This is a genomic window from Mycobacterium sp. TH-M116, assembly GCF_057473685.1.
Map to the genome: position 1 here is coordinate 1 of NZ_JBYCLC010000338.1, position 15222 is coordinate 15222.

The 15222-nt window shown below is 65.0% G+C and carries 16 protein-coding genes and 1 pseudogene; 6 read left to right on the forward strand and 11 right to left on the reverse strand.

The annotated features are described in order from the left end of the window. Positions 1-79 precede the first annotated feature (79 nt). From AC2VOK_RS17315 to AC2VOK_RS17345, 7 genes are all read right to left on the reverse strand, one after another. The gene (locus AC2VOK_RS17315; RefSeq protein WP_428901582.1) at positions 80-214 is read right to left on the reverse strand and encodes a hypothetical protein; all 135 of its coding nucleotides are present in this window, start codon (positions 212-214) and stop codon (positions 80-82) included. Continuing rightward, on the reverse strand, positions 204-515 hold the full coding sequence (locus AC2VOK_RS17320; RefSeq protein WP_428901583.1) for a hypothetical protein: 312 nt from the start codon (positions 513-515) through the stop codon (positions 204-206). The genes AC2VOK_RS17315 and AC2VOK_RS17320 overlap by 11 nt, the downstream gene beginning before the upstream one ends. 279 nt (positions 516-794) lie before the next feature. Next, complete coding sequence (locus AC2VOK_RS17325; RefSeq protein ID WP_428901584.1) at positions 795-1895, reverse strand: AAA family ATPase; 1101 nt, start codon at positions 1893-1895, stop codon at positions 795-797. Then, the gene (locus tag AC2VOK_RS17330; RefSeq protein WP_428901585.1) at positions 1892-2665 is read right to left on the reverse strand and encodes a hypothetical protein; all 774 of its coding nucleotides are present in this window, start codon (positions 2663-2665) and stop codon (positions 1892-1894) included. Before AC2VOK_RS17330 ends, AC2VOK_RS17325 begins: the two co-directional genes overlap by 4 nt. A 397-nt stretch (positions 2666-3062) precedes the next feature. Further along, complete coding sequence (locus AC2VOK_RS17335) at positions 3063-3263, reverse strand: excisionase family DNA-binding protein (protein ID WP_428901586.1); 201 nt, start codon at positions 3261-3263, stop codon at positions 3063-3065. 98 nt (positions 3264-3361) lie between these two features. After that, positions 3362-3985, reverse strand: coding sequence for a hypothetical protein (locus AC2VOK_RS17340; RefSeq protein ID WP_428901587.1), 624 nt, complete (start codon positions 3983-3985; stop codon positions 3362-3364). Then, a complete protein-coding gene (locus AC2VOK_RS17345) occupies positions 3982-5130 on the reverse strand; it encodes a tyrosine-type recombinase/integrase (RefSeq protein WP_428901588.1) in 1149 nt (382 codons plus the stop codon). The genes AC2VOK_RS17340 and AC2VOK_RS17345 overlap by 4 nt, the downstream gene beginning before the upstream one ends. Positions 5131-5492: 362 nt before the next feature. Between AC2VOK_RS17345 and AC2VOK_RS17350 the strand changes: the two genes are divergently transcribed. Beyond that, positions 5493-6224, forward strand: coding sequence for a hypothetical protein (locus AC2VOK_RS17350; protein WP_428901589.1), 732 nt, complete (start codon positions 5493-5495; stop codon positions 6222-6224). A gap of 90 nt (positions 6225-6314) precedes the next feature. On the opposite strand, the gene AC2VOK_RS17355 is transcribed toward AC2VOK_RS17350, so the two are convergent. After that, on the reverse strand, positions 6315-6470 hold the full coding sequence (locus AC2VOK_RS17355) for a hypothetical protein (protein ID WP_428901590.1): 156 nt from the start codon (positions 6468-6470) through the stop codon (positions 6315-6317). A gap of 330 nt (positions 6471-6800) precedes the next feature. On the opposite strand from AC2VOK_RS17355, the gene AC2VOK_RS17360 reads away from it, so the two are divergent. Continuing rightward, the gene (locus AC2VOK_RS17360; protein WP_428901591.1) at positions 6801-8195 is read left to right on the forward strand and encodes an IS1380 family transposase; all 1395 of its coding nucleotides are present in this window, start codon (positions 6801-6803) and stop codon (positions 8193-8195) included. Between the two features lie 634 nt (positions 8196-8829). Here the strand turns inward: AC2VOK_RS17360 and AC2VOK_RS17365 are convergent. Then, positions 8830-9165 carry a DUF732 domain-containing protein gene (locus tag AC2VOK_RS17365; RefSeq protein WP_428901592.1) on the reverse strand — a complete coding sequence of 112 codons (336 nt, stop codon included), beginning with the start codon at positions 9163-9165 and terminating at the stop codon, positions 8830-8832. 494 nt (positions 9166-9659) lie between these two features. On the opposite strand from AC2VOK_RS17365, the pseudogene AC2VOK_RS17370 reads away from it, so the two are divergent. From AC2VOK_RS17370 to AC2VOK_RS17380, 3 genes and pseudogenes are all read left to right on the forward strand, one after another. Then, positions 9660-11489: pseudogene (locus AC2VOK_RS17370) on the forward strand (putative alpha/beta hydrolase). A gap of 143 nt (positions 11490-11632) precedes the next feature. After that, complete coding sequence (locus AC2VOK_RS17375; RefSeq protein WP_428901593.1) at positions 11633-12046, forward strand: hypothetical protein; 414 nt, start codon at positions 11633-11635, stop codon at positions 12044-12046. A gap of 234 nt (positions 12047-12280) precedes the next feature. After that, positions 12281-13000 carry a hypothetical protein gene (locus AC2VOK_RS17380; RefSeq protein ID WP_428901594.1) on the forward strand — a complete coding sequence of 240 codons (720 nt, stop codon included), beginning with the start codon at positions 12281-12283 and terminating at the stop codon, positions 12998-13000. A 33-nt stretch (positions 13001-13033) separates the two neighbouring features. Here the strand turns inward: AC2VOK_RS17380 and AC2VOK_RS17385 are convergent, their stop codons facing one another. Together AC2VOK_RS17385 and AC2VOK_RS17390 are read right to left on the reverse strand one after the other, a co-directional pair. Beyond that, a complete protein-coding gene (locus AC2VOK_RS17385) occupies positions 13034-13378 on the reverse strand; it encodes a hypothetical protein (protein WP_428901595.1) in 345 nt (114 codons plus the stop codon). 137 nt (positions 13379-13515) lie between these two features. Next, entirely contained in the window at positions 13516-14478 is a 963-nt protein-coding gene (locus AC2VOK_RS17390; protein ID WP_428901596.1) for an alpha/beta fold hydrolase, read from the reverse strand. Between the two features lie 187 nt (positions 14479-14665). Here AC2VOK_RS17390 and AC2VOK_RS17395 point away from each other — a divergent pair. After that, positions 14666-15222, forward strand: a 557-nt coding sequence (locus AC2VOK_RS17395; protein ID WP_428901597.1) for a methyltransferase family protein, incomplete at its 3' end; no start/stop codon positions are given.

The window sequence follows — 15222 nt, forward strand, 5'->3', positions numbered from 1 at the left end:
GAGGTCGCCCCGACGGGGGCGCTCCTCGGACACACCAAGTCGGCGCCCGGGTCGCTACCGCGGCGCGTGCGACGGGCGCTCACGACTGCGCCTCGCCCTCCACGAGCAGCTCGCCGCAGGCGAAGCAATGCACGCGACCGCAGTCGCAGCGATCGCGTTGCACGTCGGTGGGGCTGTCGCAGATCGGGCACTCTGTCGGAAAGTCAGTGGTCATGCGGGTTTTTCCTTTCGGGTGATGGTTTGGGCACTTCTCCGGCGATGACGCCGCCGGGTCGGTGGCGGCCGCGCAGCCGGGCGGTCCATGCGGTACAGGCGTCCAAGGCCGGGCAGGCGTGGCAGAGCTGCACCGCTTGCTGGTGTCGTACGGCGGCGTCCTCGGCGTCCTCGTCACCGCGCCGGTCGTCGAACAGGTCAAATCGGCCCCTGCATCCGGCGTCGGAGAGTTTCGGAGCGCCGGCCAACATGCTGGCCATCAAGCGGATCGCGCCTTCGGGGTCGAACCGCGCCGCGGTCACTGTGACCCCTCAGTCCGCTGCGCGGCGGCGATCTGGGACTCGAAGCGGGTGCCGGCTGTGCGGGCGCTGCGGCGGGAGCGAGTCATCGTGCGCCCCGTCGTTGCATCGCCCGCCAGGTCGGGCAGGTTTCATCGTGGCGGACCTCGATGCGCCATATCCCGAACCGGTCTTGTACGGGACGGGTTGTCCCGCTGAGGCAGTCCGGGCAGCGGTAGGCGGCGGCGAACGCCCGAATGCTGGCCGGGGCTTCGCGGGTGTGGCGTCGGCGGTTAGCGCGATTCACTGTTTCGCCGTCCCGTTGAAAAGTGTGTCCGAAGTGTCCGTTGTGTCCGAAAGCCCAGATTCGGACAGTTCGGACACTTCGGACACGGTTCTGTACAGACCTCTTCCGGCACGCTCGATGAGGCCGTCGTCGGCGAGTCTTCGCAGGTAGCGCCCGACCGTGTCGTTGTCGAGACCGATTTTTTCGGAAACTTCGGCCGGTGAGATGGCGTTCGGACTGGCTGCGACGATCGCAGCAGTTATCTCTATGCTCCTGTCCGAACGAGTGTCCGAAAGGCGGCGGCGTTCGGCGGATTGAGAGGCCGCGGTTAGGTCCGCGCCATCGAGATACCAGAGCCCGTTGTCGGTGACGAGCGCGTACTCGGCCTCGGCGACGTCGCGGCCTGTCACCGACAACACTGCCTGATCACTGTGGCGTTTGCGGGACAGCACCAACACGAAGTCGGCCGAGCCGGCGATACCTTGGCTGCCCGACACGGAGTCCACGAAGTCCGACGATTCCGCTTTCCGGCTGTGATGCACAGCAAGCAAAGTCGCGCCAGGCACGCTGTCGATCACGTTCTTCAACTGGGTGCCGATCGCGTAATCCCACGCGTACAGGTCGGCGCCAGGCGGGCGCGGCGGTCGCGCCTTGCCCAGCGTGTCCAAGATGATCAGCGGCTTCTGCGAGCCGTACCGCTTCAAAAACTCCGAGATGACCGGTATAACCTCGGCGGGCTTGGCTTTCGTGACGAAGTGGATGTTCGCGGGTAGGGATTGGCCACACATCAGGCGCCGCGACCGCGACTGCAGCCGCCGCTGACCGTCTTCCAGTGCGAGGTACAAAACTGGGCGCTGGTTGACCCTGATGCGCCCGAGTGCTAAACCTCCTGTCGCGCAGCCCAAGCCGATGCCGCAGACGAACCAGCTTTTCCCGGCCTTCGGCGGTGACACGAGCAGCCCGAAGCCTTCCGGGAGGATGCCCGGGACTGCGTACTCCAGCGCCGGGAAGTGCTGGGTGTCCAGCCACGCCCCGTTGAACATCTCGCGGAGTGGGTCTGTGACGTCCTCCTCGGCATGCATCTCGCGGACCTCGTCGGATCGATCGGTGTACGTCATCGGGCCGCCCCCGCATCCTCATTTATCGCCCGGACGAGACGCTCAAGGGTGTCGAGGCAGTGTTCGGGCTGGATTTGGCAGCCGATTTCTTCACGGTGCCGCGCGAAACGGTCATCGTCGAGTAGCTTGGTCAACCGCTTATGGATCCGCGAGAGATCAAGCCCGATAGAAGTCGCCTCATCAGTGATCGATTTGCGCCGTGGCTTCGAGGGTTTCTGCTGCGGCAGTTTTGGTTCGTAGGTTTTACCATCCATGCCGATAACCGACGTGGGTTTGGATTCAGAGCGCCGCGCCCGGTCTAGTGCCTCCGCTACCCGGTCCGTTTGCCCAGGAGTCGATTCGGTGGGCGCACCCGGAGTGTTCATGTAGTTCTCGGGTAGCGGCGGCAACTGCTGCTCGGCGACGATCAACTCCTCGGCCAGCGCGTCCTCGTCAGGTTCAGGTGTCCGGATTCCGGACAGTTCCCGAGTGACGTTGTTGACCGTCTCCTTGTTCAACCCCGTCGCCGATGCGATAGCCCGGATACTCAGCCCTGATTCCCGTAGTGATGCAACGACTTCGGCGCGTTCCTCACGCGGCAGGCGCAACCGGGTGGTGCCGAACTCGCGGGTGCAGTAGTCATCCCAGGACGAGTAGCCCAGCGCCAACCAGGCACGCTGCTCGTACGCCTGCTTCACCAGTTCCCACACGGCCTCGACGCCGACCTTGATCCGGTCCGTCAGCGCGCGGGCCTCGGTCGAGTCGATCGCGATGGCCAAATCGCCGCTCATGCCACCAGCTCCCAGCGCTTCGCGATGACCTGTGCGGTTCGTCGGCTCTCGCCGCCGGACTGCCACATCTGCTGCATCGCCGCCCGATTCGCTGCAGGCATCAGGCCATGGCTGAGCAAGTGACGCGCGGCGTCCTCGTAACCACGGGCGCGGTCATCATCACAGCGGTGCCGATCGACGTCGGGGTCGCGGACGCACGAACACCGACTGATCGGTGCCATTCGCCGGGACGCCCCAAACCTCCGGGCATTACCGGCGACCACGCCATACGCGGGCCGAGCGCCGATATCAGCTAGGCTGTGGCTGTCTGGGCTGCTGCTGCTATCTAGACGTTGGTTCGGGTCGTCCTGGTGGTGCGGGGCGCCCCGTTCCCTTTCGGGCGCCCCTAGGCGGCCAGTCACACTGCACCGCCGAACGGCTTCATGGCGGCGTCGACTTCGTTGAGGTCGAGGCGGATGACCCGGCGACCGTTCCGGTAACCACGTAGCCGGCCGTCAGCGATCATCGCCCGAACAGACCGCTCTGTGAGGTCGAGATGGTCAGCGGCTTGTTGGATGGTAATCCACTCGCGCGCAACAGAATTTGCTGCTGTAGGCATGGAAGCACTCCATTATCAAGGAGATAACTTCCGGTTGCCTAAGCCGGGCCCGGCTCTAACGAGTCGGTTTCGCGCACCGCGAGGTCTCAAAGCAGAAGTTACACCGCGGTTCCGGTTGTAAGCAAGATTTTCCGTTTCGCGGCGTGGCGAGTAGCCCCAAGTTCGGCGCGCAGGGACTGCGGGTCTAGTTCGATCCATCCATGCTCGGGACACAGCGCATCCCCCAGACCCAGGGGCAACACGTCGGGGGGCTCACGGTAACGGCGGGTGATGTGGCGTCCGTCCGAGAGGGTGCGCAGCGTATCGGCGTCGATCCGGGCCTGTCGCTCCCGTAGGTATTCGATCAGGCTGCGGCCTGCCAGGTCGGTCGGTGCTTCACCACCCGCGGCGTCGAGCTGGTCGGCCACCGCGCCCGGCGACCAGCCACGAAAGTCAACAGGTTGGTTGTCGCCGTAGACGCGCTGCAGCACGGCCACCGCTAGATCGGGATCGTCGGCGTCGGAGACGATTTCACCTAGCAGTGTGTGGCAGTCGGCGCATCGCAGGATCAATGTCGCCGTGATCTTCATCCCGTGCATCAGCCACCATTCGCGCAGTTTCGGGCTCAGGTAGCCGAGCGGGTCGGCATCTGTTGTTCCCTGATTACTCGGTGGAGAACCGATTTCATTGCGGATGCGGGCCATGATTTCGCGGTGGATGGCTTCAAGTTCGTCGTCACTCAATGCGCGCTCCCAGCTCCCTGATTTTCGGCGAGTTTGGACAGTAGTGCCGCGATTGCCCGGTCGCGCCCCTTGGCCGCGTGCTGATATCTCAGGGCCGCTCCTGCAGTCGAATGTCCAAGGCGCGCCATAAGTTCCGCGAGGGTCGCCCCGGTGGAGGCGGCTAAGACGGCGCCGGAATGTCGGAGGTCGTGCACGCGTAGATCGGGTCGGCCAGCGGCTTCGCGAGCTTTGTAAAACATGCGGTACAGCGCTGAGGGTGCAAGGTGCCGATCCGGGTCGTTGACCGAGGGAAATAATATCGACTCGCGCCCGGGTCGGACGTGGTTCTGCAGGTGGTCCTCGATGACCGGCACGAGGTGCGGCGGAATGGCGATGTCTCGCACTCCGGCATCGCTTTTCGGTGTCGTCACCCGGAATTCGTCATCGACGCGGACGACCGCTCGCCGCACCCGGACAACCTCATCGTGTAAGTCGATATCTTTGCGCCGCAGCTCGGTTAGCTCGCCGTAGCGCATTGCCAGCCACGCGGCCATCAGTACGAACGCTTGATAGGGGTCGGGCATGGCCTTGGTGATGATTTCGAGTTCGTCGAGCGTGGCGGGCCGGATCTTGTGAACGCGGCGGGCACTCGATGCGCCCGCAATCCGGCACGGGTTGGAGTCAATCAAGTCGTCGGCGAGCGCGGTCTGCATGATCGCTCTCAGCAGGCTGTACGCGTGGGCCCGCATCGTCGGGGTGCCGACCGCGGTCGTCGCGTACCAGCGCCGAACGGCAGCCGGTGTGATCTCGCGCAGCTCGGTACCCTCGAAGGTGCCCAGGATGTGATTGTCGAGCAGCTTCCGATAATGCGCGCGCGTCCGATCCTTGATCCCGCGTTGCTTCATCCAGCCTTCGGCGTATTCGCCGAAGGGCGCGCTGGGTCGTTCCTCTTGCCCGCTTGCCGGTGACCAGAGTTCGCGGTCGATCTCGCGGCGTCGGTCGGTCAGCCATGCTTCGGCGTCGATCTTCGCGTCGAATGTCTTCGGCGCTATGTAGACGTTGCCGTCCGGGCCGGTATAAGAGGCCTGCCAGCGACCCGAGCTGAACTGACGGATGCGGCCGAACTTGCGGCGGTTGCGCTTCTGGGTCGCTCCGCGCTGCGTCACTGTCGTCTCCTTGTCCGCGCAATAAATGCGCAATAAGAGACTACACCAAACGTTCCTTGCTTCCGCTTGGTTCTTGCGTTACTGTCGGTCGTGTCGCCTGGTCAGAGGCTTTCTGTGCAGGTCAGACAGTCACTCACCGGCCCACTAGTGAAACTGGTTCAATCCCAGTATCGCGCACCACGTCTACCTGCGTAAACACCCATTTTTGAGCTCCGTGTCGGCCAAACCTGACCTGAGATTCACGAACCTGCGGCCCTCGGCAGCTGTAGGTAACCTTTGCTACGCACGAAAAACTACCTTCAGCGGTGAATCCCTGGTGCAGACTGCATATTGGATCGAGGGTAACGATATCGAGGGTAACGATGACGACCTTCAACGACGACAGCGCCGACCAACCAACCACGGTAGCCGCGGGTGACGACGGTGACGCGACGACGCGAGTGCCGCCGCCTACCGAGGCCGCGGCCAATCTGGCGTGGTCGTCGGAGGACGAGACCGTGGAAATTCACCGCCAGTCGTGGGGTTTGACCTGGGGTCACGTTGGTGTGCTGCTGGCCTGTGCCAGCGTGGTCGCGCTGGCGGTCGGGTTCGGCGGTTGGGCGTTGATGCGCACGCATGACAAGGCCGCGGCACCATATCCGGTTACGAGCACTCCGACATCGTGGGCCGCGCCGCCACCTCCAGCCCGGATGCCGACTACCACGGCGACACCGGCGCCTAAGTCGCCTGCCGCGGCAACTGCGCAGCCAAGCATCGAAAGTCTGCCAGGAACCAATAGGCTTGGCTGGATCGCCTACCCCGGTGCACGCTGCGACCCGGGAACTCAACCAGCAGTCATGGCCCGAACCACGCAGTCGTTACTGGTGGTCTGCGAAATCCAACCCGGCGACTTCTACTACCGCGGCGTCCGCCTCAGCGACGGCGCCAGCATCGAACTCCCAAACGCAGTGCACTCCTCCGTAGGCTTCGACGTCACCAACCCGGCCGACGGCACCCGCTACCGAATCAGGCCGACGACCCTCACCATCGCACCGCCCGACGCACCAGCGTCTTCGGAGGCGATGCTCCAGTACGCCAGCACGGCGCTGCCCTGATGACGTCCTTGTCGCGCAACGCATCCGGGTCGAAGCAGCTGCCGATCGCCTCCAGCCAGTCAGTCCGCGCGACGGACGCGCCAAACCCCACTAGGACTTCATCCCGCGTTCGAAGTGCTCCTCCGTGAGCTGGCGGGCCCTCGCCTCAGTCAGCAGTTCGCCTTGAAACATGAAGACTTCTTCGTCGAGGTCGATGTCGGATATCTCTGTGCCTGCCAACGTCTTCGGGAACTTCTCCTCTGCCAAGCCCGCCGTCATTCAGCATCGGCCGAGCAGGTGCCAGCAAAAGGCCCGGGGGACGGTTCGCAGGCCACCCCGCAACGAAACCGACGGTCAATACAGGGAAACCAACCGCAACAACGGAAACGGGCAGAGAAAACCGCCGGGCACGACCACCATACCGGCGCCCACCGACAACCAGTTGCCCCAAACTGATTCACAAGCCCGCCGACCTAGCCTCGCGCTTTCACGGTGATGGGTTCTGACTGCGTGCCGTTGACGAAGAATGGTGCTCTGAGCTGGAAAGATTCGACTTGCTGAAGGAGGAATCGGACCAGTTCAAGGAGCACCAATCTGGTGAGGAAGTCTACGTCGTGCTACCCGGGATTGGCTGTCGAGGCCACGGGATCTGGTGTCGTGTCGCAGGCGGGGGCGGTCGCGTTGGCACGCACCGCGCAGGCCACCGGGCTGATGAGCGCGCTGTCGGCGGCGTTGATGCCGTGGCGCAAACCGCTGGCCAGCCACGATCCCGGCAAGATCGTCTGCGACCTGGCGATCACTCTGGCCATCGGTGGAGACTGTTTAGCTGATATCGCGATGCTGCGCAGCGAGCCGGGCGTGTTCGGGTTGGTGGCTTCTGATCCGACGGTGTCGCGGCTGATCACCACGCTGGCTGCCGATGCAACCGCAGCGTTGCAAGCGATGGCCGCGGCCCGTGCATGGGCTCGTTCGGCGGCGTGGACGGCTGCCGGGAATCGAGCACCTGACCATGGTGTTGATGCCGATCGCCCGCTGATCGTCGATCTGGACGCGACCCTGGTGACCGCGCATTCGGACAAGGAATCGGCTGCCCCAACCTATAAGCGGGGCTTCGGGTTTCACCCGATGTGCGCGTTCGTCGATCACGGACCGGGCGGTACCGGGGAACCGTTGGCGATCCTGTTGCGGCCCGGCAACGCCGGTGCGAACACCGCCGCTGACCACGTCACGGTGGTCAAAGACGCCTTGGCGCAGTTGCCCATGGATACCGGCTATCGGGTGGGGCGCAAGGTGCTCGTGCGTGCTGATGCCGGCGGGGCCACCCACGACTTCCTCAACTACCTCACCAAGCGCCGCCTGTCCTACTCGATCGGGTTCGGCCTGACCGAGACCATCGCCACTGCGATCGAAAAGATCCCCGATCAGGCCTGGACCCCGGCGTATGACAGCGACGGTGGAATCCGTGAGGGCGCCTGGGTCGCCGAGGCCACCGGGTTGGTCGATCTGTCGGGCTGGCCGCCCGGGATGCGGCTGATCGTGCGCCGCGAACGCCCCCATCCGGGTGCGCAGTTGCGGTTCACCGATCACGACGGACTGCGCCTGACCGCGTTCGTCACCAACAGCGCCCGCGGCCAGCTACCCGAGTTGGAGCTGCGGCATCGCCGCCGTGCCCGCTGCGAAGACCGCATCCGCACCGCTAAAGACACCGGCCTGGCCAACCTGCCCCTGCACGGCTTCGACCAGAATCGGATCTGGTGCGCCCTCGTCCAACTTGCCTGCGAGCTGACCGCCTGGCTGCAGATGCTAGCCCTGCACGAGCATCCCGCCCGCCGCTGGGAGCCCAAACGCCTACGGCTGCGCCTGTTTTCGATCGCCGCCCGCATCACCTGTCATGCCCGCCGAGTCCGCCTGCGACTGGCTGCCCACGCCCCCTGGACACACCTGCTCACCGACACATTGAACAAACTCAATGCGCTGCCGGCACCGACCTGACCGCCGGCACACCCGCCCCTACCAGACGAAAGGCATCAACCCGGGAACCAAAGGACCCGGCACCACCCGATGACATCGGGCGACCCGACACGAGCCGACCCTGAAAACCACAAATCCGAGACTGCTCAGGCCAGCACGCCAGCCGCGCGAAAGATCGAGGCTAGCCATGGGTCTGCTGCATGGTCAGGTGACAGTTTCACCTATTCATGCAGCAGACCCCATGCAACAAGATGATGCTTATGTGCTCGGAAGGCCACCAAGAGGATTGGGCGGCTTTATCGTTGGCGTGGGTGTATTACCGCACCCTCCAGGGGGCGCAAGTTGCAGAAGTAATCCAGTTCGTTTAGCGACGCATTGTATTCCTGGGCCAACCATGCCAGGTCTAGGCTCGGTGATCGTTACCCAAGGAAGAACGTAGTGCCAGTAGGATCCATCCTGGTAGGGCAAACCGTCGCAATAGCCCAAAGTCAGAGAGCTAGGCCCGCTGCCCGGACAGTAGTCATGGTGTGGATCTGGGATGTACGGGTCGGGATCGGCATGCGCGACTGCTGTCGGTGCGAATGCCAACATCGCGGACGCTATGCACACAACGAATGTCTTCATGTTTCAGAAGCCCTCAAGGGGCACCGAAAAGTCACAGCCCAGGTTCAAAATTGTCACCGAGTTCCATACATTGGGGACAATAGTAGTCTGCGGAAGCGTTGAGAAAAGCGTGTGCTGGCCAGACCTCGGCATGCAAGGTGCTCTCGACCTCGGCATACGCCTGCTGCTTAGCCTCGAACCAATTATGCGACGAAGCAATATCGCACACTGTGTGCGCCTCTGCGATTAATTGCGCCGAATCACCTGTAATTCCTTGCCCCGCGATAGCGCTAAGAAATCTGTCGTCGTTAGGATCGGCATATGCGACGGCTGCGGGCGTGATTGCTAGTGGCGAGGCGCATATGCACAGCGCGGTCGCTGAACGCATTAGGCCATTCCTCCATCTGAAACTCGCCACCTACCGGGTGGCCGCAAGCTATCACCTGCTACTGGGTGAACCCTGGCATTGCGCTGGCAGCTGCTCGCCCGACCCTCGGGCGCACGGCACCGGGGTGCCGCCAAGTGAAGGTGGCGGCGGGAGGGACCAACACGAGCATCGCAGCCGTAAACCACAACCGAAGAGAGGTCCAGCATCTCGACAGCCAATCAGGCGTCTAGCCCTCACCTTAATCCAAGTATCGCGCAACATGCCTGAACTGCATTAACACCCGTTTCAGGCCCCTGCGCGGGCCGAACATGACCTGAGATTCACCCGCTAACGGCCCTTGGCGCGCGCCGGCGGGCCGCCCGGTAACACCGTCGACGAACGACCGGCCATCGTGGACGAAGCACCGTGGTTGGCCGGTCAAGGCGAGTAGCGTCAGCAACCAGGCTTGGGGAAGGCAGGGTGATGTTGCGGGTGGCGAGACGCAGCTTCGCTACATAAGCGTTCCGGCGCTGATCGCCGAAGCCGGTGGCGATCCGTGGGCAATCAACAACAGCCTGCAGGCGGGGAGCCCTGCGCAGGTCTCGGATCTCGCAGCGGCGTTTCACAATGCGGGCCGCAGCAGCGCCGAGGCCGACCACTCCTTCGACATGGCCCGTCGCCGCTTCGACGCCGCCTGGAACCACCAGAATGGCGATCACCCGATCAACGATTCCGCCGAGGTAAAACGGGTGACCGAATCGCTGGGTGCACAGTCGGCGCAACTGCCGAAGATCGCCGCCGATCTCGAAGGCATCGCCGCGTCGCTGGCCGAGGCGAAAAAAAGCGCCGCCGGCCAGATCGCGACGCTTGAAGCCCAGCTGGTGCAGCTTGACGACTTGATCGGCCAGGCGCTGCAACTCGAGCACGACCCCAATCTCAGCGCAGCCGACAGAGATGCTCTGAACGCGTTGATCGCCAATTGCGAAGAGGATGCCATCGCCGACACCAAAGCGGCCGTGGCCCAGATCGAGTCGGTCCGCACCGGATACTCGAACTGCTTACAGACATCACTGACCACGCTGCGCACCGATGGATAGGATCCCACGGCGCTCGACGCCGTCGATGCGCAGGAGAAACCGAGCGGATTCACATTCCCGCGCCGAACACCAAACCTGAGGACGTCAAACAATGGTGGGACTCCCTGAGCCGGCAACAACGCGATCAGCTGATCGCTCAGCACCCGTCAGAACTGGGCAACCTCAACGGCATTGACACAGACGCCCGCGACACGATCAACCAGGCCGTGATGGACGACGACATCGCCCGGGTGGAAGGCGCCGCTTCGAGCCACCACGTATCGGTCGATCAAGTCACCCAACACCCGCAGCAATACGGCCTCACGCCCACGGCAATTACCCTCTACACCAACGCTTTACAGACCCGCAACGGCCTCAAGACAGACGCCACCAACCCCGACGGCAGCAAGAACCCCGTCTTCCTGCAAACCTACGATCCCGAGGCCTTCGACGGCCGCGGCCGCGAAGCCATCGCGATCGGCAACCCCGACAAGGCCGACAACACCACCGTCCTGGTGCCGGGGACGGGCAGCAGTGTGCGCGATGGCTACTTGAGTCACACCGAGGGGCGAAACCTCTACAACGAAGCTCGACGAGCCGACCCGAACAGGTCCGACGCGGTCCTGATGTGGATGGGATACCACGCCCCCGACAGCGCCATCGACCCCCAGATCGGGCAGACCACGCTGGCCAGGCAAGGAGGCGGCCTTGCTCGTCGGAGACGTCAACGCGCTCGCGGTCACTCACCGGGCAGGGGCCTCCCAGGTGACCGTGATCGGCTACTCCTACGGGTCGACAACCGTGGCCGACGCAGCAGCAGGTTCCGGGATGCACGCCAACGACGCCGTCCTCGTCGGCTGCCCCGGAACAGACCTGGCCCACAGCGCCGCCGACTTTCACCTTTCCGGAGGCGGCCACGTCTATGTGGGCGCCGCCTCCTCTGACCCGATCACTCGCCTCGGCGGCATCCAAGGACATTTACCGGGTACCGGAGTCACCATTGGGCTCGGTAACGATCCAGCCGTGGAAGGCTACGGATCGGCCCGGTTCAAAGCCGAGGCTCCCGGCCTGCCGTCTCCGTTGAAGGATCACAGCTCCTACTTCACCAACGGTGGCGAATCGTTGTTCAGCATCGCCGACATCGCCTCCGGGCACGGCGACGCGCTCGAGCACGACCACATGACCGCTGCGCACCGCGGCAGCTACTGGCTTCCCGACGATGTCGACCCAGAGACTTTCCGGGAACCAACAGGGGGCCACTACCATTGAATGCCTCGATGAACCAACCCAAGAGACGCGACTCAGCCGCATGGCGATGCGCGGTGATTGCCGCCGTCGTCGCGGCCATACTCGGCATCGCAATCCAATCCTGTAGCACCGCAGGGAATCTCAGCGAGGGGGTACCTCACCCAATGACTCCCGATCAGTCCAGGGCGCAAGTCATCAATGCGGCGCGAGAGATCGTCGCAACTCTGGGACTCAAAGACGTCTCGGCGCACTTCAGCCGTGAGGCCTGCAACGACCAAGCCGTCGCACCCTTCCGCGGAGTGGTCGGGCTCAGCTACGACCACGCGCCGACTCTCGAAGCATCCCAAGCTCAGATTCAACAGATGATCGGTGTGCTCAAGGAGCACGGGTGGTCGGCTCCGGGCGACTTCCACAGTCATTCCCCCGCAGTGAGCAGACAGAACGTCGCGGCCGTCTTCGATCCCTACTCCCCTGTCCAAGACGTTGGCGGCTCGATCACCATCTACGGCGAGTGCCGCGACATGACCACCAGACAGAACGCGGTACCTGAGCCGATACCTCCGAATCAGTTGACCTGAAGCTGCCGCCACGAGGGACGGCCCGGCACTCCGCGGACCCAGCCCCCACAGCGCGAGTGTGACCCGCGCGCAACTCATCACCACCGTTGCGGCGGGAAAAATCCATGCGCAGCTGTCATCCGGGCCGCCATGTGGTCAAAGTGCTCCCCGTGCTTGCGGTTGCGGACATTTCCCGAACAGTTGTCACCCCTCGGTGCGAACATTCAGAGACGAACCAAACAGGAGCCTCTGAAGATGAGCAGCAACAACACGGGCGAGGAGCAGCCACCGACTACCGGCGCCGCGGACAGTGATGCGACCGCGATCGGGCCGGCCGACGACGAGACGGTGATCGTCCCCCCGCCCACCGGCGCCCCACACGAGCTGGCCTGGTCGCACGACGAGGACGACGACGCAGGTGTCTCGTGGGGAGCGGCCGCGGAACGCGCCGGCATCATCTTCATCACCGCCGTCGCGGTTGCGCTCGTTCTCGGACTCGTGACGTGGCTCGGGTTGTACATCTATGGCAAGAAGTCCAAACCGATGCCCGTCCCGGATGCCGCGAAGCCTGTCGCGACGATCCCGGCTGCCGCACCAGTTCCGCCGCCGTCGACGGTGACGGTCACACCGGCGCCCCCGCCAACGGTCACGGTGGAAGCAGCCCCACCACCTCCCCGCCAAGACGAGGGCGCGGCGCCACCGCCCGCCAGCGGCAGCACCGACATCTTCACCATCTGCCCCGATGGACACGAAGGTGTGGTCGGCGGACACACCACGTGCGCATTCGCAGAGAACGTACGCCGAAACTTCTACGCCACAGGCATGTCCGACAACTTCACCGCGTTCTCACCGGTCACCGGCGACGCCTATGAGATGACGTGCGTCGGAAGATACCCCGCATATTTCGACGACGGATCGACGATGATCTCGACCCGCTGTTACGGCGGGGACAACGCCGAAGTAGTCATCTGGTGACGGCGCTCCTCAGACGATGACGGCCGCCGACCGTCACCCGCCCGGGGGTCCGACGCCCAACGGCCGGCAGACATTGGTCGTCGGGTCCCACCACTGCCCGGGATCACAGGCCAGAGGCGTCGGCCCGACGCCCAGTGGCCGGCAGACGTTTCCGCTCGGGTCCCACCACTGCCCGGGATCACAGGCCAGGGGCGTCGGCCCGGCGCCCAGTGGGTAGCAGGCCTTGGTGAACGGCTCCCAATACTGCCCGGGCTCGCACTGCGCCGAACTCACCGCCGGCGTCCCGATCGTCGTGACCGCGATCGCCGCCACCGCCAACATGACGACGGCCGCCAACCGGCCCACCAGGCTGCGCCCCGCAGATTTCTTGGAAAGCATGTAAAGGGATGGTAGGGGCACCACGATGCCTTGGCCGCGGTTTTCGCTGATGGTGCCGACAGCCGAACCGAGGGCGAGTCGGCGCCGGCCGGGTGTGCCGACGGGAGGGCACCGGCCACCTTGGTTGTCGGGCGTGATCAAGGAACTTGCGCCGCAAACGATTCGACGACGTCGATCAGGTCTTCGGGCGCCTCCCAGTTCAGCAGGTGTCCCGCATCGGGCACCTGCACCAGCCGCGCGCCGGGTATCCCCGCGGCGAGCCTGCGCGAATGGGTTGGCGGCGTGGTGCTGTCGGCGGTGCCGACCATGACCGCGGTCGGCACCCCGATCTCGGCCAGCCGGGGGTAGCGGTCCTCGCGCGAGAAGGCCCGCACGATCGGCAGCAGCGGCCCGTGCTCGTCGAGGTGCCGGTTGAAGAACTCGACGAACACCGAGACCATCGCCGGCGACGGATGCGCCCCGCACTGCGCGGCGCCGAACAATGCCGCGACGGTCCGGTTGCGCAGCGCCGCTTGCAGGATGCCGTACTGCAGCAGCGGGATCTGCAGCCGATTCTGCGGCGCCCCGTCCAGGATGCGGCCGGCCCAGGTGGCGAACAGCACCAGCCCGCGCAGCCGCTGCGCCACGTCGGGGTGGTCGAGCACCGCCCGGATGCTGACGAACCCGCCCATGGAGTGCCCGACGAGCACGCCGTCGCGCACGTCGAAGTGCCGCAGGACCGCGGCCACGTCGGCGGCCATGGGCTCGGAACCGACACCGTCCGCGCCCAGTGTGGAATGCCCGTGCCCGCGCTGGTCGAACGCGATGACACGAAAACCCTTGGTCTGCAATCCCTCCCACACCAGATTCCACTCCAGGATGCGCGCGCCGTAGCCGTGGACGAGGACCACGGGCGGCCCCTGCCCGGCTGCCAGCACGTGCAGCACGGTCCCGTCGGGTTGGGTGATCCGAACCTGCTCGCCCCGGGGCTCGGCGACCAGCCGCTCGCGCGGATGGGGGTCCGGATTGTGCTGGATGCGCGCGACCGCCGCCCGCGCCACCCCCCACGCCGAACCCACCGCACCGGCCGCCGCCGCACCGGCAGCGAGCTTTGCTCTCACCGCATACCTCCCGACACTCGCCGCCCGCGCCGACGCGGACCCGTGCGCCGATACGGTACGCGCCGGGCACCGCCGCGGCCATCCGTGAAAGACTCCGTGGAGTTCAGTGGCCACCGACCCGAGGGCACCCGTGACGACTTCCGACGCGCCATCATCCGAGCCGCAGCAGCCCCCGTTGCCGGAGGTGATGAACGAGCTGATCCTGGGCGCCTGGATGTCGCAGGCGATCACCACGGCTGCCGATCTGGGGGTGGCGGACGCATTGGCGTCCGGGCCGCTCCGCCTCGACGAACTGGCCGGCAGGGTCGGCGCCAACCCCGACGCGCTGCGCCGGCTGCTACGGGCGTTGACGAGCCGGGACATCTTCGCCCTGCGCGCCGACGGCCGCTACGCGCTGACCCCACTGGCCGACCTGTTGCGTTCCGACGCACCGGTGTCGATGGCGGCCATGGCGCGCTTCGTCGGCTCGCGCCAGCAGCGCGAGCATTGGAGCCTGCTGACGGAGGCGATCAAGACCGGCACCTCCGTCGTCAAGAAGCTGCGCGGCAAGAGCTTCTTCGAATACATGGGCGCCGACACCGAATTCGGGCAGATCTTCAACGACGCGATGACGGGCTTGTCCAGTGCGGCGATCGGACCCGTCGTCGAGGCCTACGACTTCTCGGCCTTCCGCACCGTCGTCGACGTCGCCGGCGGGCACGGCCGCCTGCTGGCCGCGATCCTGGATTCGGCACCCGAGGCGCA

Bases quoted from the DNA above. Each gene is read 5' to 3' on its own strand.
- AC2VOK_RS17315 (WP_428901582.1), bottom strand. From the start codon at position 214: ATGACCACTGACTTTCCGACAGAGTGCCCGATCTGCGACAGCCCCACC.
- AC2VOK_RS17325 (WP_428901584.1), bottom strand. From the start codon at position 1,895: ATGACGTACACCGATCGATCCGACGAGGTCCGCGAGATGCATGCCGAG.
- AC2VOK_RS17330 (WP_428901585.1), bottom strand. From the start codon at position 2,665: ATGAGCGGCGATTTGGCCATCGCGATCGACTCGACCGAGGCCCGCGCG.
- AC2VOK_RS17335 (WP_428901586.1), bottom strand. From the start codon at position 3,263: ATGCCTACAGCAGCAAATTCTGTTGCGCGCGAGTGGATTACCATCCAA.
- AC2VOK_RS17350 (WP_428901589.1), top strand. From the start codon at position 5,493: ATGACGACCTTCAACGACGACAGCGCCGACCAACCAACCACGGTAGCC.
- AC2VOK_RS17365 (WP_428901592.1), bottom strand. From the start codon at position 9,165: ATGCGTTCAGCGACCGCGCTGTGCATATGCGCCTCGCCACTAGCAATC.
- AC2VOK_RS17375 (WP_428901593.1), top strand. From the start codon at position 11,633: ATGACTCCCGATCAGTCCAGGGCGCAAGTCATCAATGCGGCGCGAGAG.
- AC2VOK_RS17380 (WP_428901594.1), top strand. From the start codon at position 12,281: ATGAGCAGCAACAACACGGGCGAGGAGCAGCCACCGACTACCGGCGCC.
- AC2VOK_RS17385 (WP_428901595.1), bottom strand. From the start codon at position 13,378: ATGCTTTCCAAGAAATCTGCGGGGCGCAGCCTGGTGGGCCGGTTGGCG.